Source organism: Polycladidibacter hongkongensis, from assembly GCF_001561995.1.
Lineage (GTDB): Bacteria > Pseudomonadota > Alphaproteobacteria > Rhizobiales > Stappiaceae > Pseudovibrio > Pseudovibrio hongkongensis.
Genome location: NZ_LLWC01000037.1, coordinates 18521 through 35898 on the forward strand (window position 1 = coordinate 18521; position 17378 = coordinate 35898).

Here is a 17378-nt window from a genome sequence, read left to right on the forward strand (position 1 = left end):
CCACCCGTCATGCCGCCCGCCTTTCTGCGGCCAATTCCTCCCCCACATCTTCAAGCTGTTTAATGTGAGTGCCCTTAAACAATGGCCCCGCATCGCTATCCGCTCTTGCCATGTCGCGGCGGCGCTCGTCAGGACCCATCCAGTCCCGTTCAATCCGCTTGCGCGCGATCTCCGCATAATCAGGGTTCAACTCAATCAAAATTGCCTTCATCCCCATTCGCAGCGCCACCAGTGCCGTCGTTCCAGCCCCACCAAATGGATCGAGCACCACGCCACCTTTTGGGCAGCCAGCTTTCAGGCAGCGTTCGACAAGCTCAGGTGGAAAGGTGGCGAAATGCGCATCAGAAAAGGGGCGAGTTGCCATGTTCCAAACAGCGGGCGCGGCGGGCTCATAGTTGCGCAGGTTTCGGCCATTTGCCTGTTGCTCCGCTTTCGACATTTTGTCCCAGCTCTTATTAAACCCCGCATGCGGCCGCAAACCGCCTCGATCCTTAACCCGCTGTTCCCCTGTTTGCTCCCGCTTGGTTGGAGAGCCTTGCGTGTAGGAGCCGCCACGAAACCCATTTGCATCTTCATCAGAGGTTCGATGTTGCCGGACCGCCTGTGCATCGTAGAAATAATGTGGGGTTTTGGTGAGGAGAAAGATTTTCTCATGAGCAACAGCTGGCCGGTCTCGGACACTCTCGGGCATCGGGTTTGGTTTTGCCCAAATACATTCAGCCCGCACCCACCAACCGGCCTCCTGCAGCGCGATAGCTAGCCGATTGGGCACCATGCACAAATCCTTAGGTTTCAGCACCCCTTGAATGGTAGAAAACGGCTTTTGGGTAAATGTCCGGTCATCTTTACCAGTTCGCACCCGCCCTGAATTATCCGCTTTATGCCCGGAGGGAGGCGCAGCATAGCAGTCCCCGTAGTTCACCCAGCACGTGCCCTCCGGCTTGAGAACGCGTTTCACCTCTTCAAAGACTTCGACCATCTTATCAAGGTGCTCTTGTAGTGTGGCCTCAAGTCCCAGTTGCCCCTCAACCCCATAGTCACGCAGGCCCCAGTAGGGCGGCGAGACGACGACGCAATCAACCGCGTTGTCTGGCAGATCGCGCAAACGATCCTGCACATCACCAATCAATAATCGAAAATCACCTTGCCTCATGCTGCCCGCCTATTTAGTTCAGCCTGAATATCTTCAACAAGTTGAATACGCATGCCCACCCACCGCGCTGCGTTAACCGCCCAGGAGTTGCCAAGCGCTTTGTAGCGCGGGCCGTCCGGACATAGTTCGGCAAGCTTCCCGCGATACGGGATTTGGGTGTAGCCGTCAGGGAGCCCCATCAACCTCTCGCATTCGGTTGGCGTGAGCCGGCGAACCGCCATAGGATGAGCAACATAAGAGCGGCTACTTCCTCCAGAGGCAGCGCGAATATTAGCGGTTTGGTGAGGCCCCTCAAACTGCGCGCCTCCCTCTCTGCCTCTTAGATCATAAGCTACGGCTGCGTGACCGGTACCGTCCTCACTTGCATCAAAGCCCTCACCTTTTAGCGTATGCGAAACATACGTCTCCAGATCAGCTGCAAGCGAACTATTCGGTTTTGCGAGCAGCGTATGGGCAACTAGGTCTGAAGGGGACTTATAGTCTCTCGCAGACATCGTGCTAGCAATTGGTTCTTCTCCGTATTCGCTGCTAGACTGGCGGTCAAAAGTTTGAACTAGCCCGCCACCGCCTTGAGTGCGCGCGCTAAGCGTGGGGGCAGTTTTTTTTCCCGCTTGTCGGCACGGCGGAGTATTCCCGAGCACGCTTTGGGGCTCAGATAAAACCGCTGCGGCACGGCGCCAGTCTCCAAGATATCCGACAAGGAACACACGCCGGCGCCGCTGCGGAACGGCACGAGGGTAGCCGTCCACTCGGCAGTATTGGGCATCGAGAACCCTGTAACTCCACCCGTACCCGAGTTGCCCCAGCGCCCCGAGAAGGGCTCCAAAATCCCGTCCGCCGTTAGATGACAAGACACCGGGGACGTTTTCCCATAGGACCCATCGAGGCCGGTATCGATCAACGATTGCAAGGAAGGTGAGAGCGAGGTTTCCCCTTGGGTCAGCAAGCCCCCTACGTAATCCCGCAACTGAAAAGGCTTGGCAGGGCGTTACTCCGCAAATAAGGTCAACTGGTCCAAAGTCAGGCCACTCCTTGAATTTCGTCATGTCGCCCAGATTGGAAACATTTGGGTAATGATGGGCAAGAACCGCACTTGGGAACGGCTCTATTTCCGCAAAAGCCGCCGCTTCCCAGCCAAGTGGCTCCCACGCAACAGACGCCGCCTCGATGCCTGAACAAACGGATAGAAATCTCATGCCGCCTCCTGCCATTGGAACGCATTGTAGACATCCAGCCAGTCAGTCCCAGCAGCTGGTAGCACCACGTCAGGCACGTTGATGCCGCGCGAAAGTAGTTGCTGTTTTGCCGCTAACGCCGCCGCTTTACCGGGCGCCTCTGCCCAGTTCCCGTCTGGTCGCTGGTAAAGATGATCGCCATCGCCATAAATCCGCACGCTTTCAATATCCAAGGGAGGGTCAAAGTTCTGCAAACCCGATGTAGAGAGGCAAGACCAGCACACGCGCCCTGTGAGCGCCAAGACAGCAAGCGCCGTCTCTACGCCCTCTGCGAGGCAAACCTCCCCTTGTACAGCCTCCCCCAGTCGCACAGCGCCACCGGACACAGGTCCCAGTCCTAGCTTGGCGCTTGGTACTTCGGCCTTTTGGCCTTCTTGAGTAATAAATATGCGCCAGATGCCGGTGAGATCTCCAAAACTGTCATCAACACGGCAAATAAGCGCCGGCAGTTTGCCCAGCTGCGGATACCGCAAGGCGGGGTGATAACGCAGGCTTTCAGGCCAAAGCAATTGCGGAAGACCGCGACCACGCAAATAGCGCTCAGCCGGTGTGCCGGTTATCGGCTGCGCTTCCCCCCATAGCTTGGCTGCGTATTCAGTGGTATTGGCCTCTTTTTGTGCTTGTTCTTCTGCCGCCCTTAGAGCCTTTTTTTCCGCAGCCCTCTTGCGCTCTTGCGCCCGCTCCTGCGCCGCCTCGTCCCATGTTCCTTCCCCTGAAGGTGGCTTTTCTCCGGTCAGAATTTCACAGGCTGCTTTGAAATCAACAGACTGGCAATGCATCACCAGATTAATGGGTGAGTTACCACCACCGGCCCCACGGCAATTCCATTTGCCCTTGACGGGGTTGACGCTAAATCGATCTGTTCCGCCACAGGCAGGGCAAGGGCCAACGTGCTCCTGCCCAAAACGTTTCAAGGTGGCCCCGCTAGTCTGCGCAGCCTCTAGCAGGGGCACCTCTAGTGCCCGCTGCTTGTAATCTTGCCATTGGAGATCGAGGGTGGTCATTTGCAAGCTCCTACAAAAAACTGCTTTAGGGGTTGCAATAGCCCCACGACTCGGATCAGCTGACCCTTGCTGTTTTTACTATGATTATTTGCGAGTTTTCTTTGTCTTGACTGCATAACAACCTCTTGGAATTCTCTTTAACTTTATGGGCTTAGAACTCACGCACATCTCAAAAGGTGAGATTGCATGGCTATTAAGATTGATAGGATTAATAACTTCAGCAAGGGGCGCCTTGAGGATCGGCAGGTTACCGAACTCATCGGCATGGCGAGAGGAATGCTGGCTGATGGAGTTCTGACAGATGCGGAGATCATTTTCTTACGCAAATGGCTGGCCGCAAGCGTCGATGTCGTAAACAATCCACTTGTTGCCACCCTGTACAAGCGCCTACAAGAAACCCTAGCAGATAAGCAGATCGACGAAGACGAGCGCGCCGATCTCTTTGAAGCCCTCAATGCATTGTCAGGTAACGATTTCTCTGATGGCGAACTTCTAAAGGCCACAACACTGCCTCTATGCAAGCCTGCGCCAGATATAGAGTTTGAAGGAAATCGCTTCACATTTACTGGTGTTTTTGTTTCCGGCAAGCGTAAGGACTGCGAAAGGGTCACTTTGGAGCTTGGTGGAACCGTTGGCGGCATCGCACAAAAAACCAGATACTTGGTGATTGGCGAATACGCGACAGATGCTTGGATCCATTCGTCATTTGGCCGCAAAATAGAAAAAGGGGTCGAATTCCGCAGCAAGGGTTTCCCAATTTCAATTATCTCCGAGCAGCATTGGCTTGACCAGCTTGAAGGCACGAGCGCTGCTGGAAAAATGGAGCTAATCCTATGACTTGTCGAGGCTTTATGGCGATCGCTTGCGCGGTGTTTTTGACGGCGCTCACGCCAGCAAAGCTGCATGCTGAGGAGTTGCCCGACCTCCACACACGAATGGTTGATCTTGCGTACTGGGGCAGTGTTCTTTCTCTTGAAAAAAGCTGCGACATACCGATCAACAACGAGAAAGTGCGCCCCCTGTTGGCAGAAGCATTCGCTGGCCAGTCCCAATTGCTGATTGTTCCGATTGGCATGTTGGTCATGTCCCACGAGATGATCGTGAAGCAGGCGGCAAAGAAACAGGATACGGCCCCCTATTGCGAGATGCTGCGCAAGGAAGCGGTGCGTATTGGTTTGATAGATTAGCATCACAACATCACCCCTTGTTCCTGTGGCTCCATCAAGGGCCACAGCAGCACTTGTAGATAGCCTGTTATCAAAATGCGCTCTTTAGGCGAGGCCCCGTCCACGCCCGGCGCGGCTTTTGCAAAAGCCTGCAATTCCTCAAGGTCGATCCGGTCTAGCGCGTCCATAAAATCGCCTAGCCGTTCTGCCCAGCCCTCATACCTATGCAGCAGGTCGCTGATTGCGCCGATGAGGCACGAATTCAGTCCCCGAGGCCTGTTCTCGATCTGCGAGAGTGCGTACATCACCGCCCAAGCATGGTCCCTGCCCCGCTGATTGATTATCCGCTGGATCCGCGCTGCGCTGTTGGTTTGCTGCGGTGAGGCTGGTCCAGTTTTCCTCCGCCTGTTGGCGGGTAGCGCCACTATGCCCAATGACCGGCAAAGGGCGAGCGCGTCGCTTGTGTCCTCGATTTTTTCCGCTGGCATTGCCCACCTCTTTTCGCGTCCGGTGCAGCTCGTCCATTAGGTCGCCAAGGCGCTCCTTGAGGTTTTCGTTTTCAGCCCTTAATCCCTCGTTGCGCTCCTCTAGCGTGGCATTTGCCTGTTTCGTGCGCTGGAGGAGGTATTGGACCTGAGCGAGGAGTTGCTGCGCTGTCATGCGGCCTCCTGATGCACATGGGTCACAACGCTGGAGCGGTGCGGGATGCCTTGACTTATCTGGTTCTTGGTCTTTGCGGGGTCGCGGTAAAGGTTCGGGTGATGCAGCTTGAGTAGAGCGAGGTGGCAAAGGCAGTCTTTTTCAAGTTGCTCCGCCGCGTTATCCATCTGTCCGCCCTCACTGCCATCATGCAGGCTGGTGATGAGCGCGGCTAGGCTTGGGTAAAGTGCGCACGCTTCAGCCGGAGATAACCCTTTATGTACCAGCCAATGGCCAGCAACACCCTCAAGCACTGCGGGTGCAAGGCTGTTAAAAGCTTCTCTTTCTGCGTCGCTCGCCTTGATCTTTGACCAGCGTAGGCCGTAGCCTTTCAGGAAAGAACTTACTGTGTAGACGTTCGTTTCGCACTGGCTCGCGAGCGTCACCATCCGCCGACCCGTTAGCCTCGCCTCTAACGCGCGGCAGAGTTTCTCAGGGGCGCTCATGAGGGACCAGGCTTTAAACGCATAGCCCTCGGTACATGCTAGCCGCTCAGGCGGTTGCGCTGCGGTTAATCGCTGCGCTTTGAGCCGCGATCTCCGGCTCTCCCCCCTATCAAACAGCAGGCGTGAATAGTGGGTGCCCCGCCGTCTGAGGTAATCAGAAACTGCCCCGTTTGAGACACCGGCGGCTCTGCAATATTGGGATTGAGTTAGCCCCTGCCGCTTTGCGCCGACCAGCGCTTCTATTTTCTCCTCAGTGTTCATCTGCTTCCAAGGCTTCATTTTTCTGCCCCCGCGCTAAATAGGTCCGTAGTTTGAGCCGCATATGCCGGCCTATTTACGGCTCTGAAGTAATCGAGAATTCCAAGGGCCTCGGCTGCGTTGTCGTCCTTTGCGCTCCAGCCCAGCAGCTTGCAGCGCTGCTTCGCCTGCTCTTTGAACCAAATCCTTGAGTTCCGCGTGCCCCTTGGCGCTTGCCCTCGGCCTAAAAAATGTTTTCGCCATGTCTGCATCGGGATGTAGTGAAATTCGACGTTGCAGGTGACGCAAACTTCCCGGGTTATTACGTGCATGGCCGGCGTCCAGACCTCGGCAGAGTAGTTGCTTTTCTTGCCAGACATGCCGGTGAGAAACTGCTCGCAAGCGACTTTCTCGACGCTAAAATGTTCAATTTTGCGGATTAAAAAAGCGCGCCAATCCCGCGCCCTGCGCCCGAAATCTTTATCATCAACGATTTCGGTTCCGGCTATCGGCTTAGGTAGGCCGGGCTCCCATCGTGCCCAGCCTGCCTTGGTGCCAAGGTCCAGCGCCAACAACATCTAGGCGGCCTCGGGCGCTTCTGTATTATCATTGGCAACCGGCTCAACAGCCCAGCCAAGCGATAGTTCCATTTGGTCCAGCAACTCGGCATCGTCCTCATCCATATCGGTGCGGATCGCGTCGTATTTGCCGTAAAGCTCATGGCGTTTCAAAATGCCATTGAGTTGCTTTGGCGGGATCCCTGCATCTTTGGCTTGCTGCTTGATATCTTTGATATCTTCTTTCAGGTCTTTGCAAAGCTTCATGTACTTTGCTTTTTCGCTGTCAATCTGACCCTGAACTTCAAGAATTCGATCAACTGCGGATTTTAGTTTCCCTTGATCGACACCATTGCCGATATGGACGATGTTGCTAGACATTAGGTGGCCTCCTCGTGCCAGCTGGTTAAACAAAAAGCGCAAAAACTACATGTCCTGCGCCGCGCGGTAACTGGCGCGGTAAGCCGCAACCATCTCCTCAAATTGTTGGAGGTTCTTCTCAATCCGTTCGTTCTCAGCCGGTGAGATTTCCATGTCCTCGGCGCTGCGGACGATCTCTTTCATGCTGTCACACATGGTTGGGATCATCGCTGTGGCACAGGTTGCCGGGCCGAATAGCGGTTTTTCCGGGTCTCTCTTGGATAGTTCAACGTCGAAACCCATGGCTTCCAGATGAGCTATGGAGAATACTGGCCTCATCCCAATCTCGACGCTCTCACGCTCTAGGGCGACCATATTGCGCAAGGTGAGGTTTTGCTCCTCGGCTACATTGTACATTTTGCGCACAACACGCGCCGAGCGCCCCAAAATGCTCCCTGTACCTTCCGCCCCAAATATTCCGATCAGCTTTTTCACTTGCATGCAGAGCCAGCGCGGATCCACCTGCTCAGATTTTGTCCTAGCTGTATTCATGGTCCTACCCTCTAAAAAGTGACCTCGCGACAACGCATCGCTCAAAGATTAAATTCATCATGTAAACAGCGCGGGGAGGATGAGCGATTAGCCCCAGGTGGCCTCCAAATTCCAAAACCGCGCTGTTTACGCATTTTTCTGCGAACTCGTGCATATGTAAATCGAGAGAGGCAGGCGGCGGGAGGAAACCACCCGCCCCTCTTCAAGCCGCCTTGGCGGCGTGGGTCAGCTCCACCTGTGCTTGCAAGAGGCACAAAAGCCTTAGTGTCGGGCCGCTAATAGTGCTGCCCTGCTCCATACGGAAAACCGTGGGCTGCTTAACGCCCAAAAACATCGCCATGTCGGACTGAGACCATCCGAGGCGCTCCCTGAGATTTTTAACCTGATTAGAATCCATGGCTGTCGCCCTTCCTCTGTCTGGCTAGAATTAATACATTTAGGATTATTGCCTGTCAATACCAAATGTATTGAAAGAGAGGGCATAGTGCTACTATGAGCACGCTAGCAGAACGACTAAGAATTGCACGAGAGCGCGCAGGCTTTGAAACAGCCAGCGCAGCAGCGGCAGCGCTCGGCATAAAAGAGCCGACCTACATTCACCATGAGAACAATACGCGCCGCCCACGCGCCGCTAGCATAGACCGTTACGCTCGTTTTTTTGGCGTGCAGCCAGCATGGCTGGCATTTGGCACCCAGCCTGTCCACTCTGATCGTGCGCCAGACCAGACGCATCATGCAAAAGCTGCAAAGCTGCTTACACCTGCCTCAGTACCAGTTTTTAGTGGAGAGGCAGGCCGCAACGGACAGATCGAGGCTCCTGATGAGCCTGTAGATCAGATTAACTGCCCGAACTTCCTCGCTGAAATCGCTGGAGCCTACGCGCTCTACATGCCCGGCCTATCGATGGAGCCGCGCTATCACGAGGGCGAAGCGCTGTTTCTCAACCCCAAGCCAATCCCGAAACCGGGCGAGTATGTTAACGTCCAGTTCCGGGCGCCGGAAAGCGATATCCCCATGTGGATGGTTGCCAAATACGAGGGCGCCGAGGGGAATAATCGCGTCTTCAGCCGCTACAATGCGGAGCGCCAACTCATCCCCTCTGAGGCCATTTTTGCCATGCATAAGATCATCGCAACGGGTGAGTGGTAAGCGCGCGTTGCCTTGCGATCGCCTGTAACAAATCACGTTCAGCGACGCATCGTCTCTGGCATTTTGTAGCGATTTTGTAGACCTTTGCCACAGGCGGCATAAACTCCAGCTCCCGCAGTGACTGCATGACAGTTTCCTTGAGCGCGCCCAGCCAAATATCGTCCGCAATCAGCAAATCCTGCAAGGATCTGATATTCTCCGCCGCCAGTCTGGGGTTGTTGCTAGCAAAATTGCTGTAGAGTTTGCGCAGGGCGGCGCTCACCTCTGCACGCGTCGCTAAGCGAGACAGCTGGCGCGAGAGCCGCATTAAATGCGCCAGATCCTCCTTGGACACCTCCGCCTCTGCCCTACCCACAAAGCCCGGCGCATGCACCTCGCTAAGCAGCGCCAAGCCCCTGCAATACCTTTCATAATCATTTTCTCTGAGCGGTGTAATTTGCAGTTCCGTCATAGCCTCACCCGTAATCCTTCAATGCCTGATCGATGAAATCAACACCGCCATCCCAATTGCTTTTTGGCTTCCGCCTCTCGTCCCAGCCACGATACTGCCCCTCTAGGAGCTTCAGAACACGCTCCTTTTCGCAAAGACTATCAATCGTAATCTTCCAGCCCCTGTCGTTGTGCCCCAGAAGCCCCGGAGAGGCACTTACAGCGCTTAGCACGTCTTGGAAGGTCTTCCCCTTCGGAATGAGCTTAAGCGCTGCTGAGAGGGCCCTGCGGCGTTTTAAAGATAGTTTTGTCGGCAGGGCTAGGTGGTACAGGGGCTCGCAGCTGGCATTATGCTCCTTCACCGCCGCGCAATAATCGTTAAACGCCTCGACAACCTGATCACCTAAATTTTCATTTTCGCAAAACAGCATATGTGTATCTTCGCTAGAAGATACTATTTCTTTCTTCTTACTTCTTTCTTCTCTCTTCTTGTTCTGTTGCCCCTGTGACTGCCCCTGTGACTGCCCCTTTGCTTGCCCCTCGCCTTGGTATTCCTGCCAGTTAGCTATTGTAATAATTGAATATTTGTTTGTCGTTTTAATTGCCACGTCTCCGCTCGCCTTCAGATTTTGAAGCGCGATACGAACAGCCTTTGGAGTTAGCCCTGCATTTGCGGCTATTTTGGCAACAGAAAATACCCCTGCCCCCGCCGGGACAGAGCGCCCCTGAAACGTAGTCTCATCACGGTTAACCTGCGTGAGCAGATAAACGAAAACATGACACGTATTGACGCTCGTGAACCATTCCCATTCCAGAATTTTTCGATGGAGTTTTATCCAGCCTGACATAGCTCACCTCTCAAATGACACGAAAAAACAGCGTTACAATACAAATTGTATTTGACAATATCAATCCGTTTTGTATTATCCCCATACAGACAACAATACAACGGCTACACAATGCGTTTTGAAATCGACATCGAGGCCTATCTCCCGCTGACCATTGGCGGGGCTCTGCTCCACGAAGACGTCGAGGCGCTGGTTAACTGCACCTGCTCAGCAGGGCGCCTGTTTATCCAGCAAATCCGCCTCACTGATCTGGACGGGAAGTTCTTGGTGTTGAACGAGAAAAGCAAAGGAGACGCCGCTGTTCTGTGGAATGCCTTAACCGCCTCCGCCTATGCAGAGGTGTCCATCCATGAGCAATTTTGGGAGGCTTACGAATGCGACGCGAAATTGGCAGCATGATCGCCCGCCCCTTCAAGGTGGTGACCCATGTTCACACAATTGGACTGCATGAGATTTACAGCGCTGGTGAGGTGTCTTGGCTAGCGCTCATCGATCCAAGTGGAGAGGACGAGCCCAAGCTTTTTCTTGATATCACCGGACAGCCAGACCCTATGCACGCCCCTACTCTAAACTACCAGGATCGGGTTTACATCGCGATCAATGAGGGCTGGACGCTTGCGGCGGACGCACTGATCCAGCAAGCGCGCTTCCAGCTGGATTACGAGCTGCAAACGGCTCTCACAGGCAACCAGAACACTTCAAAAACCCCGGCGACGCTGCTGCAACAGGCAGCGTGAGCCTTAATCACTGTGCACCCCTAAACCATAACAGCCTCTCCCAATTAATGGAGGCAGCCATGTGAACGACCGGGCAAACCGGGCGAGCGTTATTGCTCGCCTGAGCCCCACCAAAAGGAGGTTTGGAAAGTGAGTTTTTTCCCGTCATCCCAGTGGCATGCGCTTGCAGCCAAGCAGCGCGATAAGGCGTTGGCCTTGGAACAAATACAACTTGAAAACCCAGACCTCGATTTCTCGAGGGAGATTGCCGGCGCGAAAGAAGTCGCAGCCCTCTTCTACGAAAAGGCCGAGAAAACCCAACAGGAATTGGAGCAGATCCAAAATGTTGCAAACGACCAGCAAGACGCAAAATTCAGTGCTTGACCTAAGTACTCTGCGCGACAACCCCGCGCAGTACTTTGATAATCCTGAGGTCAATTTCCCCTCCCTTCAGCAGGCGATCGAGGCTGACAACGAGAACTTTGTTGCTGACCTTTCAACCGACAAAGGCCGCAAGGCCATTACCAGCCACGCCCGCCGCTGCTCCACTCTCAAGACCGCGCTTGATGGAGCAGGCAAGGAAAAGGTTGCTGCGATTAAGCAACAAGCCGCTGTGATTGATGCGCAGCGCAAGCAGCTGCGCGACTACCTAGATCAGCAGCGCGACCAGCGCCGCAAGCCGTTAACTGACTGGGAAGAGCAGGAAGCCTCTCGCATTGCCTCTCACAAGGCGATCATTGAGGGGATGATCCAAGATGGCCGTGTCGGCTTTAACGAAAGCTCTGCGCAAATCCAAAGTCGCATCGATCAAATCAGCGCGATTGATGTGAGCCGTTCTGCACTGCAAGAGTTCTCAGAAACAGCTGAAATTAAAAAAACAGCAGTTCTGCAAAGTCTAGCCGCTCACCTGCAAGCCGCGATCCAATCCGAGCAACAGGCCAAGGAACTCGCTGAACTCCGAGCCCAAAAGGAAGAACAAGAGCGCGTAGCGGCGCAAGAACGCGCCAAGCATGAAGCAGAGCAGCTCGCCCACCGCCAGGCTGAAGAAGCTCGGATTGCAGAAGAACAACGCAAGCTTGAGGCGGAACGGATAGAGCGCGAAAAAGCGGAGGCGGCTGCGCGGGCTGCACAACAAGCCAAGCGGGAGGCTGAAGCAAAGGCGGAACGCGAAAGGCAGGAGCTTATTGAGCAGCAGCGTTTAGCGGAAGAAAAGCGCTTAGCTGAAGAACGCGCAGAGCGTCAAGCCGCCGAGGCCCGCGCTGCTGATATCGAGCACCGCAAGACCGTCAATAACGCCGCCTGCGCTGCATTAATGGAGGCTGCATCCATTGGCGAAGATCGCGCCAAGAAGATCGTTATTGCAATTGCTTCAGGCAGCATCCCAAACATTTCAATCAATTACTAGCGAGGTTTGATGCAGTTCACAGGCTTTTGGGTGGCGATCAACGCCACCGTCAAATGGGCGGCAATAACATTCATTGCCTGCCAGTTTTTCAACCACGCTGACCATTGGTTAGCGGCTGCTTCGGGGTAATGAATATGGAAACTATTAATTGGGATGGAATGAAGGTCACCAGCGCAGGGCTTTACTCGGGCCTGCCTATCGAAAAATACCACTCAGACATTTGCTTAGGCCCTTCAATCAGCTCAAGTGGTCTGCGTGCAATCGGCAATGGCAGCCCCGCAAGCTATTGGGCAACCAGTTATTTAAACCCTCTGGCAGAGCCACAGGAGGATAAAGATCATTTTCGCCTCGGCCAAGCGGCCCACACACTTTTCCTCGGAGAGGATAATTTCCGCGAGCTTTTCGTTGTCCAGCCTGCTACCTACCCCGGCGCGCGCGGTGAGGCCAAATGGAACGGCAATGCCAACTACTGCAAGGACTGGAAAGCTGATCAACTGGAAGCGGGCAAACGCGTTTTAACAGCTGACCAAATGCACACGTTGCAGGGCATGGCTGGTCTGCTTCCTTGGCAGGTTAATTGCCCCAACAGCGGCTTGAAACAGTGCGGAGAGGTCATGCAGGGGGCGCTGGATGGCGATGTTGAGCGCTCGCTAATCTGGCAGGATCATGCCACCGGAGTTTGGCTGAAAGCGCGGCCCGATCTGCTGCCCGCCGGCTCTAACTCTGCGGTTGATCTCAAAACCACTCGCGACGCTGACAAGGCACATAACGGCATAGCCGACCTTGGCTACCACATGCAAGCTGCGTTGGTGGCCGAGGGTATGCGGCAGGTCATGGCGATTGAGCTGGAAGCTTTTGACTTTATTTTCGTGCAAACCTCACAGCCCTACACCGTGCGGATTATCAGCCTGTCAGCTGACCAGCTGGCGGAAGGACGACGAGAGCTGCGCCGGGCAGTAAATATCTTTGCAAATTGCCTAGAAAAAAACGAGTGGCCAACCGCGCACACGTTGCCAGTGACTTGGACGCCGCCCCTTTGGCATGAGCGCAAAATTGAAAACCTTGTTGCAGCCAACGACCTGCCAGATTTAGGAGAGGTTGCCTAATGTCCAATTTGCCAACAATGAAAAGTGGCGGCTCTGTAGCCGCCATAGTGCCGGAAACTTTTGATGAAGTTTACCGCCTCGCTTCTGCCGCTGTTGCCGCCAAGATGACCCCAAACTCTATCGACACGCCTGAAAAAGCGACAATCGCAATCATGCAGGGGCTTGAGGTTGGCATGACACCTATGGTTGCTCTGCAATCTATAGCAGTCATCAACGGCACACCGTCCATTTGGGGTGACGGCGCTCTTGGCCTTATTCGTGGCTCAGGTCTTTGCGAAAGCATCCGCGAATGGAAAGAAGGCACTGGTGACCAGCTCACCGCCTATTGCGAAGTGAAGCGCAAGGGGGAAGCTGAGCCGGTAACACGATCTTTCTCAATGGACGAAGCAAAAGCAGCGCAGCTGTTAGGTAAAAAAGGGCCATGGCAACAGTACCCTACCCGCATGCTGCAAATGCGTGCCCGCTCATGGGCGCTGCGTGATGGTTTTGCGGACGTACTCAAAGGCTTGGCTATAGCCGAAGAGGCACAGGACTATGACCGCAGAGCGGTGCCAGAACCACAAACCAGCAGCTTCCAACAGCGCTTGGAGGCCCGCAAAACCCAACAGATTAAAACAACAAATGAAGGTTTTACAGCCGCTCAAGAAGTGATTGAAGCCGAGTTAATCCCGCAAGATGAAACCCAAGCGGAGTACACCGCGAATGCAAAACAGCAAATTGAAGAGGGAGAAATTAGTCAAGCGGCTCATGAAGTTGCGCAACATACAGAGCAACAGACGCAAACGTCTCAAGGCCACTCTCAAAAACAGGGTCAAGAAGCCGCTAGCGCATTGTCAGCAGGCGCTAAATTCATCTGGCAACAGCTAGACCCTGAGCACCGCAAATCTTTGGGAGAGGATGAAAAATCAATCCTGAAGGACATCATGGAGGGGCTTGCAAAGGTGGGCAACGAGAGCGCTGCAAAAACCGCGTTTAAGACCCATGAAAGTTCTATCCGCGCTTTTGGTGACCCAGCCTATAGCAAGCTCTGCAAGCAAGCTCTTGATGTGCGTATAGGCCAATTGAAGGGAGGTAAGTGATGAAAATGTATGCGCTTAGAAATTTACGGGAAAAGAATAAGCAGGTATATTTCAAAACAGCAGCCTACAAGCAGTATGTTTGTGATGATGATCTTCAAATGGCCGCGCTTTACCTGTCAATTGAAGCCGCCGCATCTGCTGCTTATGATTTTTACAATCACGGCTGTGAGTTTGACGCTGTTGCCGTAATGGTCAATCCTGAAGACGGGTCAGTCACTCTTAGCGATGCAACTACATCGCAACAATCACCAGACCTCGCCCCACACACTCTTAAGTTCATAAATCAGGCAGCCTTATTTTGTGATTGGGCAGCTGGTGAGGGTTTATGCGCATCACTACCCAGCGACACAAACAAAGAGCTACTAGACCCTGCTGAATTCACTTCAAAATTCATGCTTAACGTTGGGATCGACAACTTTCAGCAACTTATGGATTACTTCTCATTCATATTACTATCGACCCCAATCGCTCCTCAACCAGCACAATGGCAGCCGATGGAAACAGCCCCACGTGATGGGCGGGAATTCCTCGTTGTGTATGGCGGGTGGCTGTTTACCACAGGCGAGTACACAGATGGGTCCCCAATCCCGAACGAAACACTAGAAGAAGATCGGCTTGAGATCGCAATATTTGCAGAGGGCATACAAGGGGAAAATGTTTTTTCAGTTCGCGATTATCAGGAGTTCTGCCCCAAAACGTACATATGCATTGACGGTGACCATGACATAGAAATTGATGGCAACTGGAGAACCACCTACAAAGACGACCCAGACCACCCTGAGGGTCCGTTGCGCCTAAAATACTGGTGTGAATTGCCAGCCATACCACTCCCAAACGTGGAGGTTGCGTGATGAGTAAACTAGAAAACAATAGCCGTTTGCTAGCTGCTGCCCCAGCCATGCTTGAGGCTCTTGAGAACCTTGAAAATGATGATGGGCAAAGTATGCCCTCAGAAGCTTGGCTTCTTATTCAAAACGCAGTTGAAGCAGCAGGCGGAACGCCTAAACCCGTCTTTGCGACAGGATGTGATGCTCCACATAAAAAACCAGACCCTCTAGCAAACCGCATAATAAGAGACAACGAGGACACAATCCAAATGCTGAACGAACAGCGTAAGTCGCTGATTGAAGCATTGGAGAGTATGGTGAACGCCTACCCCTACTCACCCCCATGTCATGGATGGGAGTATAAGGCCGCGGCTCATCATCTTGCCGAAACTGCACTAACAAATGCAAGAGGTTAAGCAGTGACCATCAAACCAATTCTTTTCTCTGCTCCAATGGTCCTTGCTCTACTGGGCGGGCGTAAAACGCAAACGCGGCGGGTTATGAAGGGCGTTGAGCGCGATAACCGCATGCATCTCAAAGGCAGCCTAGTCAGAACGCATGTCATAGATGCCCCTATGCACGGCCTAACACAGTTCGCAGTCGGTGATCTGCTATGGGTGCGCGAGACATGGGCACGGATCGACGAAGTCGAGTGCGGCTGCTCAGAGGCCCCGTGCCAATGCCCGCAGCTAGGGGAAATCAGATACAGAGCAACCGTAGGCGACGACGACGGGCGCAAATGGAAGCCCTCAATTTTCATGCCGCGCAAATATTCCCGTCTCACGCTTGAGGTGACAGATGTGCGCGCGGAATTGTTACGGGATATTTCCGAGGAAGATGCAAAAGCAGAGGGCGTCCCCGAGTGGCTGGAAGGTAATGACGGCGAAGAAATCTATTGCCACACATGCGATGGTAACGGGGTAAGAGGCGCACTGTCTGGGGGATTGGGGTTGCCCGAAATAGCTTGCCCTGAATGCGACACCTCTGTGAAAAAATTCCGCAACCTATGGGACACCCTCAATAAAAAACGCGGCTTTGGCTGGGATACCAACCCTTGGGTGAGTGTCACCACATTCAAGGTTCACCAGTGCAACGTGGCTGACTTCAAACAGAGGGAGGCTGCGTGATGACCAAAAAATATGAACTCACCGGCGAAACAAAAACATTTGTCGGGAAAACACTGAACCGCATTCGCGCGCTGAGAGATTTTGCCGATATCACGGCAGGCGATTTAGGTGGCTGGATCGAGAGGGAAGGCAGCCTGTCGCATGACGGCGATGCATGGGTCAGCGGCAATGCACGGGTCAGCGGCAATGCACGGGTCGACGGCGATGCACGGGTCAGCGGCGATGCACGGGTCGACGGCAATGCACGGGTCGACGGCGATGCACGGGTCAGCGGCGATGCACGGGTCATCGGCAATGCACAGGTCAGCGGCAATGCACGGGTCGACGGCGATGCACAGGTCAGCGACAAGGCATGGGTCGGCGGCGAGGCATGGATCGGCGGCAATGCACAGGTCAGCAGCAATGCACGGGTCAGCCGCCTCGATGATTATATCTGCGTCACCTCGATAGGGTCAGAAAATGGTGTTTTCACTGCCTATCTGACTAAAACAGGCAACATTGAGTGTAATCGTGGCTGTTTTGGGGACGATGAACCCAAAACACTGGCAGAGTTTGAAAGTGCCGTTGAGGCGACCCACGGCGACAACGAACATGCAACCGCCTACAAACACATGATTGCCATGGTTAAGGCGCGGCTAGAGCCTGCCGTGGTTGAGCGTCGCGCCGAGCTTCATAAGGAGGCGGCGTGATGGCTTTTCGTCTCCGACCTCATCAGACTGGATATGCGGATACTCTCGCTGCCCCTGTCAAGGACCGCAGCTACCTCTCGTGGCTGCACACCCTGCCCTGCGTTGTCAGTGGCCGAGAAGGTGACGGGGTTCAGGCAGCGCACCTTAGAGCGGGCAACCTCGCCTATGCCAAACCACAAAGTGGTGGGCAGCAAAAACCTGATGATTACTGGTGCCTACCCCTGTTTCATACAGAGCACACAAAGCAACACTCAATGAATGAGGAGGCCTATTGGCAGCGCGTTGGTATAGACCCATGGGATCTGTGCTGCAGGCTCCGAATGGCATTCCCAAATGAGGAAAAAGCGCGGGCAATCATTCTGCACGTACGAGCACGGAGGTCAGCAGCATGACTTACAAAAAGCGATTGACAAAAGTTTTTTCTGGGCGCAGTGTTCGCATTGAGGCGTCGAAACCTCTTAATGCCAAGCGGACACCGCACCCGTTAGACCTGCGGTTTTTTTGCGTCTGGATTTTGCCAGCGCGAAATCTCGCTATGAGCGGGAGGGCGGTGAATACAAAACCCGGAAGGGGAATAAACCCGCCTGACTTGGT

26 protein-coding genes are annotated in these 17378 nt (G+C 54.0%); 14 read left to right on the forward strand and 12 right to left on the reverse strand.

The genetic code is table 11. The features are described 5' to 3' along the window. Nucleotides 1–7 precede the first annotated feature (7 nt). From AYK82_RS17180 to AYK82_RS17190, 3 genes are read right to left on the reverse strand one after another with little or no spacing between them, the layout of a single operon-like run. A complete protein-coding gene (locus AYK82_RS17180) occupies nt 8–1153 on the reverse strand; it encodes a DNA-methyltransferase (protein WP_082734024.1) in 1146 nt (381 codons plus the stop codon). Continuing rightward, entirely contained in the window at nt 1150–2349 is a 1200-nt protein-coding gene (locus AYK82_RS17185) for a DNA cytosine methyltransferase (RefSeq protein WP_068318937.1), read from the reverse strand. The genes AYK82_RS17180 and AYK82_RS17185 overlap by 4 nt, the downstream gene beginning before the upstream one ends. Next, entirely contained in the window at nt 2346–3392 is a 1047-nt protein-coding gene (locus tag AYK82_RS17190) for a DUF7146 domain-containing protein (RefSeq protein WP_068318939.1), read from the reverse strand. The genes AYK82_RS17185 and AYK82_RS17190 overlap by 4 nt, the downstream gene beginning before the upstream one ends. A gap of 186 nt (nt 3393–3578) precedes the next feature. On the opposite strand from AYK82_RS17190, the gene AYK82_RS17195 reads away from it, so the two are divergent. Both AYK82_RS17195 and AYK82_RS17200 read left to right on the forward strand, forming a co-directional pair. Continuing rightward, on the forward strand, nt 3579–4229 hold the full coding sequence (locus AYK82_RS17195; RefSeq protein ID WP_068318941.1) for a BRCT domain-containing protein: 651 nt from the start codon (nt 3579–3581) through the stop codon (nt 4227–4229). After that, nucleotides 4226–4579 carry a hypothetical protein gene (locus tag AYK82_RS17200; RefSeq protein WP_156453418.1) on the forward strand — a complete coding sequence of 118 codons (354 nt, stop codon included), beginning with the start codon at nt 4226–4228 and terminating at the stop codon, nt 4577–4579. Before AYK82_RS17195 ends, AYK82_RS17200 begins: the two co-directional genes overlap by 4 nt. A 2-nt stretch (nt 4580–4581) precedes the next feature. Here the strand turns inward: AYK82_RS17200 and AYK82_RS18070 are convergent, their stop codons facing one another. The 7 genes from AYK82_RS18070 to AYK82_RS17230 all read right to left on the reverse strand — a co-directional run bounded on the left by AYK82_RS18070 (nt 4582) and on the right by AYK82_RS17230 (nt 7806). Continuing rightward, a complete protein-coding gene (locus tag AYK82_RS18070; RefSeq protein ID WP_156453419.1) occupies nt 4582–4746 on the reverse strand; it encodes a hypothetical protein in 165 nt (54 codons plus the stop codon). A 34-nt stretch (nt 4747–4780) separates the two neighbouring features. Beyond that, nucleotides 4781–5218, reverse strand: a complete 438-nt coding sequence (locus AYK82_RS17205; protein ID WP_068318945.1) for a hypothetical protein — start codon at nt 5216–5218, stop codon at nt 4781–4783. Continuing rightward, nucleotides 5215–5982 carry a hypothetical protein gene (locus tag AYK82_RS17210; protein WP_068318947.1) on the reverse strand — a complete coding sequence of 256 codons (768 nt, stop codon included), beginning with the start codon at nt 5980–5982 and terminating at the stop codon, nt 5215–5217. Before AYK82_RS17210 ends, AYK82_RS17205 begins: the two co-directional genes overlap by 4 nt. Further along, on the reverse strand, nt 5979–6518 hold the full coding sequence (locus AYK82_RS17215; protein ID WP_068318950.1) for a hypothetical protein: 540 nt from the start codon (nt 6516–6518) through the stop codon (nt 5979–5981). Before AYK82_RS17215 ends, AYK82_RS17210 begins: the two co-directional genes overlap by 4 nt. Beyond that, nucleotides 6519–6878, reverse strand: coding sequence for a hypothetical protein (locus tag AYK82_RS17220; RefSeq protein WP_068318954.1), 360 nt, complete (start codon nt 6876–6878; stop codon nt 6519–6521). Nucleotides 6879–6923: 45 nt separating this feature from the next. Then, complete coding sequence (locus tag AYK82_RS17225) at nt 6924–7409, reverse strand: hypothetical protein (RefSeq protein ID WP_068318956.1); 486 nt, start codon at nt 7407–7409, stop codon at nt 6924–6926. A gap of 202 nt (nt 7410–7611) precedes the next feature. Continuing rightward, nucleotides 7612–7806, reverse strand: coding sequence for a helix-turn-helix domain-containing protein (locus AYK82_RS17230; RefSeq protein ID WP_068318957.1), 195 nt, complete (start codon nt 7804–7806; stop codon nt 7612–7614). Nucleotides 7807–7901: 95 nt separating this feature from the next. Here AYK82_RS17230 and AYK82_RS17235 point away from each other — a divergent pair, with 95 nt between their 5' ends. After that, nucleotides 7902–8558, forward strand: a complete 657-nt coding sequence (locus tag AYK82_RS17235; protein ID WP_068318959.1) for a LexA family transcriptional regulator — start codon at nt 7902–7904, stop codon at nt 8556–8558. Here AYK82_RS17235 and AYK82_RS17240 read toward each other — a convergent pair. Together AYK82_RS17240 and AYK82_RS17245 are read right to left on the reverse strand one after the other, a co-directional pair. Beyond that, the gene (locus AYK82_RS17240) at nt 8536–9009 is read right to left on the reverse strand and encodes a hypothetical protein (RefSeq protein ID WP_068318962.1); all 474 of its coding nucleotides are present in this window, start codon (nt 9007–9009) and stop codon (nt 8536–8538) included. The genes AYK82_RS17235 and AYK82_RS17240 overlap by 23 nt on opposite strands. Before the next feature lie 4 nt (nt 9010–9013). Further along, nucleotides 9014–9835, reverse strand: a complete 822-nt coding sequence (locus AYK82_RS17245) for a hypothetical protein (RefSeq protein ID WP_068318965.1) — start codon at nt 9833–9835, stop codon at nt 9014–9016. Between the two features lie 111 nt (nt 9836–9946). On the opposite strand from AYK82_RS17245, the gene AYK82_RS17250 reads away from it, so the two are divergent. The 11 genes from AYK82_RS17250 to AYK82_RS17300 all read left to right on the forward strand — a co-directional run bounded on the left by AYK82_RS17250 (nt 9947) and on the right by AYK82_RS17300 (nt 17176). Next, entirely contained in the window at nt 9947–10234 is a 288-nt protein-coding gene (locus AYK82_RS17250; protein ID WP_068318967.1) for a hypothetical protein, read from the forward strand. Next, nucleotides 10210–10572, forward strand: coding sequence for a hypothetical protein (locus AYK82_RS17255; RefSeq protein WP_068318969.1), 363 nt, complete (start codon nt 10210–10212; stop codon nt 10570–10572). Before AYK82_RS17250 ends, AYK82_RS17255 begins: the two co-directional genes overlap by 25 nt. Nucleotides 10573–10701: 129 nt before the next feature. Continuing rightward, nucleotides 10702–10935, forward strand: coding sequence for a hypothetical protein (locus AYK82_RS17260; protein ID WP_068318971.1), 234 nt, complete (start codon nt 10702–10704; stop codon nt 10933–10935). Further along, nucleotides 10895–11956, forward strand: a complete 1062-nt coding sequence (locus AYK82_RS17265; RefSeq protein ID WP_156453420.1) for a coiled-coil domain-containing protein — start codon at nt 10895–10897, stop codon at nt 11954–11956. The genes AYK82_RS17260 and AYK82_RS17265 overlap by 41 nt, the downstream gene beginning before the upstream one ends. A 134-nt stretch (nt 11957–12090) precedes the next feature. Beyond that, entirely contained in the window at nt 12091–13062 is a 972-nt protein-coding gene (locus AYK82_RS17270) for a PD-(D/E)XK nuclease-like domain-containing protein (RefSeq protein ID WP_172795273.1), read from the forward strand. Further along, nucleotides 13062–14141, forward strand: a complete 1080-nt coding sequence (locus AYK82_RS17275) for a recombinase RecT (protein WP_068318977.1) — start codon at nt 13062–13064, stop codon at nt 14139–14141. The genes AYK82_RS17270 and AYK82_RS17275 overlap by 1 nt, the downstream gene beginning before the upstream one ends. Beyond that, on the forward strand, nt 14141–14992 hold the full coding sequence (locus tag AYK82_RS17280) for a hypothetical protein (RefSeq protein ID WP_068318979.1): 852 nt from the start codon (nt 14141–14143) through the stop codon (nt 14990–14992). Before AYK82_RS17275 ends, AYK82_RS17280 begins: the two co-directional genes overlap by 1 nt. After that, nucleotides 14992–15384, forward strand: a complete 393-nt coding sequence (locus AYK82_RS17285) for a hypothetical protein (protein ID WP_068318981.1) — start codon at nt 14992–14994, stop codon at nt 15382–15384. Before AYK82_RS17280 ends, AYK82_RS17285 begins: the two co-directional genes overlap by 1 nt. Nucleotides 15385–15387: 3 nt before the next feature. Next, a complete protein-coding gene (locus tag AYK82_RS17290) occupies nt 15388–16095 on the forward strand; it encodes an ASCH domain-containing protein (RefSeq protein ID WP_068318983.1) in 708 nt (235 codons plus the stop codon). Further along, nucleotides 16095–16784: a bactofilin family protein gene (locus AYK82_RS17295; RefSeq protein WP_068318985.1), complete on the forward strand. Its 690-nt coding sequence runs from the start codon at nt 16095–16097 to the stop codon at nt 16782–16784. The genes AYK82_RS17290 and AYK82_RS17295 overlap by 1 nt, the downstream gene beginning before the upstream one ends. Continuing rightward, on the forward strand, nt 16784–17176 hold the full coding sequence (locus tag AYK82_RS17300) for a hypothetical protein (protein WP_068318988.1): 393 nt from the start codon (nt 16784–16786) through the stop codon (nt 17174–17176). Before AYK82_RS17295 ends, AYK82_RS17300 begins: the two co-directional genes overlap by 1 nt. The last annotated feature ends 202 nt before the right edge of the window (nt 17177–17378 follow it).

Bases quoted from the DNA above. Each gene is read 5' to 3' on its own strand.
- AYK82_RS17250 (WP_068318967.1), top strand. From the start codon at position 9,947: ATGCGTTTTGAAATCGACATCGAGGCCTATCTCCCGCTGACCATTGGC.
- AYK82_RS17255 (WP_068318969.1), top strand. From the start codon at position 10,210: ATGCGACGCGAAATTGGCAGCATGATCGCCCGCCCCTTCAAGGTGGTG.
- AYK82_RS17295 (WP_068318985.1), top strand. From the start codon at position 16,095: ATGACCAAAAAATATGAACTCACCGGCGAAACAAAAACATTTGTCGGG.
- AYK82_RS17300 (WP_068318988.1), top strand. From the start codon at position 16,784: ATGGCTTTTCGTCTCCGACCTCATCAGACTGGATATGCGGATACTCTC.
- AYK82_RS17275 (WP_068318977.1), top strand. From the start codon at position 13,062: ATGTCCAATTTGCCAACAATGAAAAGTGGCGGCTCTGTAGCCGCCATA.
- AYK82_RS17230 (WP_068318957.1), bottom strand. From the start codon at position 7,806: ATGGATTCTAATCAGGTTAAAAATCTCAGGGAGCGCCTCGGATGGTCT.
- AYK82_RS17185 (WP_068318937.1), bottom strand. From the start codon at position 2,349: ATGAGATTTCTATCCGTTTGTTCAGGCATCGAGGCGGCGTCTGTTGCG.
- AYK82_RS17220 (WP_068318954.1), bottom strand. From the start codon at position 6,878: ATGTCTAGCAACATCGTCCATATCGGCAATGGTGTCGATCAAGGGAAA.
- AYK82_RS17200 (WP_156453418.1), top strand. From the start codon at position 4,226: ATGACTTGTCGAGGCTTTATGGCGATCGCTTGCGCGGTGTTTTTGACG.
- AYK82_RS17265 (WP_156453420.1), top strand. From the start codon at position 10,895: ATGTTGCAAACGACCAGCAAGACGCAAAATTCAGTGCTTGACCTAAGT.
- AYK82_RS17190 (WP_068318939.1), bottom strand. From the start codon at position 3,392: ATGACCACCCTCGATCTCCAATGGCAAGATTACAAGCAGCGGGCACTA.
- AYK82_RS17285 (WP_068318981.1), top strand. From the start codon at position 14,992: ATGAGTAAACTAGAAAACAATAGCCGTTTGCTAGCTGCTGCCCCAGCC.
- AYK82_RS17205 (WP_068318945.1), bottom strand. From the start codon at position 5,218: ATGACAGCGCAGCAACTCCTCGCTCAGGTCCAATACCTCCTCCAGCGC.
- AYK82_RS17210 (WP_068318947.1), bottom strand. From the start codon at position 5,982: ATGAAGCCTTGGAAGCAGATGAACACTGAGGAGAAAATAGAAGCGCTG.
- AYK82_RS17245 (WP_068318965.1), bottom strand. From the start codon at position 9,835: ATGTCAGGCTGGATAAAACTCCATCGAAAAATTCTGGAATGGGAATGG.
- AYK82_RS17215 (WP_068318950.1), bottom strand. From the start codon at position 6,518: ATGTTGTTGGCGCTGGACCTTGGCACCAAGGCAGGCTGGGCACGATGG.
- AYK82_RS17235 (WP_068318959.1), top strand. From the start codon at position 7,902: ATGAGCACGCTAGCAGAACGACTAAGAATTGCACGAGAGCGCGCAGGC.
- AYK82_RS17180 (WP_082734024.1), bottom strand. From the start codon at position 1,153: ATGAGGCAAGGTGATTTTCGATTATTGATTGGTGATGTGCAGGATCGT.
- AYK82_RS17195 (WP_068318941.1), top strand. From the start codon at position 3,579: ATGGCTATTAAGATTGATAGGATTAATAACTTCAGCAAGGGGCGCCTT.
- AYK82_RS18070 (WP_156453419.1), bottom strand. From the start codon at position 4,746: ATGGACGCGCTAGACCGGATCGACCTTGAGGAATTGCAGGCTTTTGCA.
- AYK82_RS17240 (WP_068318962.1), bottom strand. From the start codon at position 9,009: ATGACGGAACTGCAAATTACACCGCTCAGAGAAAATGATTATGAAAGG.
- AYK82_RS17225 (WP_068318956.1), bottom strand. From the start codon at position 7,409: ATGAATACAGCTAGGACAAAATCTGAGCAGGTGGATCCGCGCTGGCTC.
- AYK82_RS17270 (WP_172795273.1), top strand. From the start codon at position 12,091: ATGGAAACTATTAATTGGGATGGAATGAAGGTCACCAGCGCAGGGCTT.
- AYK82_RS17280 (WP_068318979.1), top strand. From the start codon at position 14,141: ATGAAAATGTATGCGCTTAGAAATTTACGGGAAAAGAATAAGCAGGTA.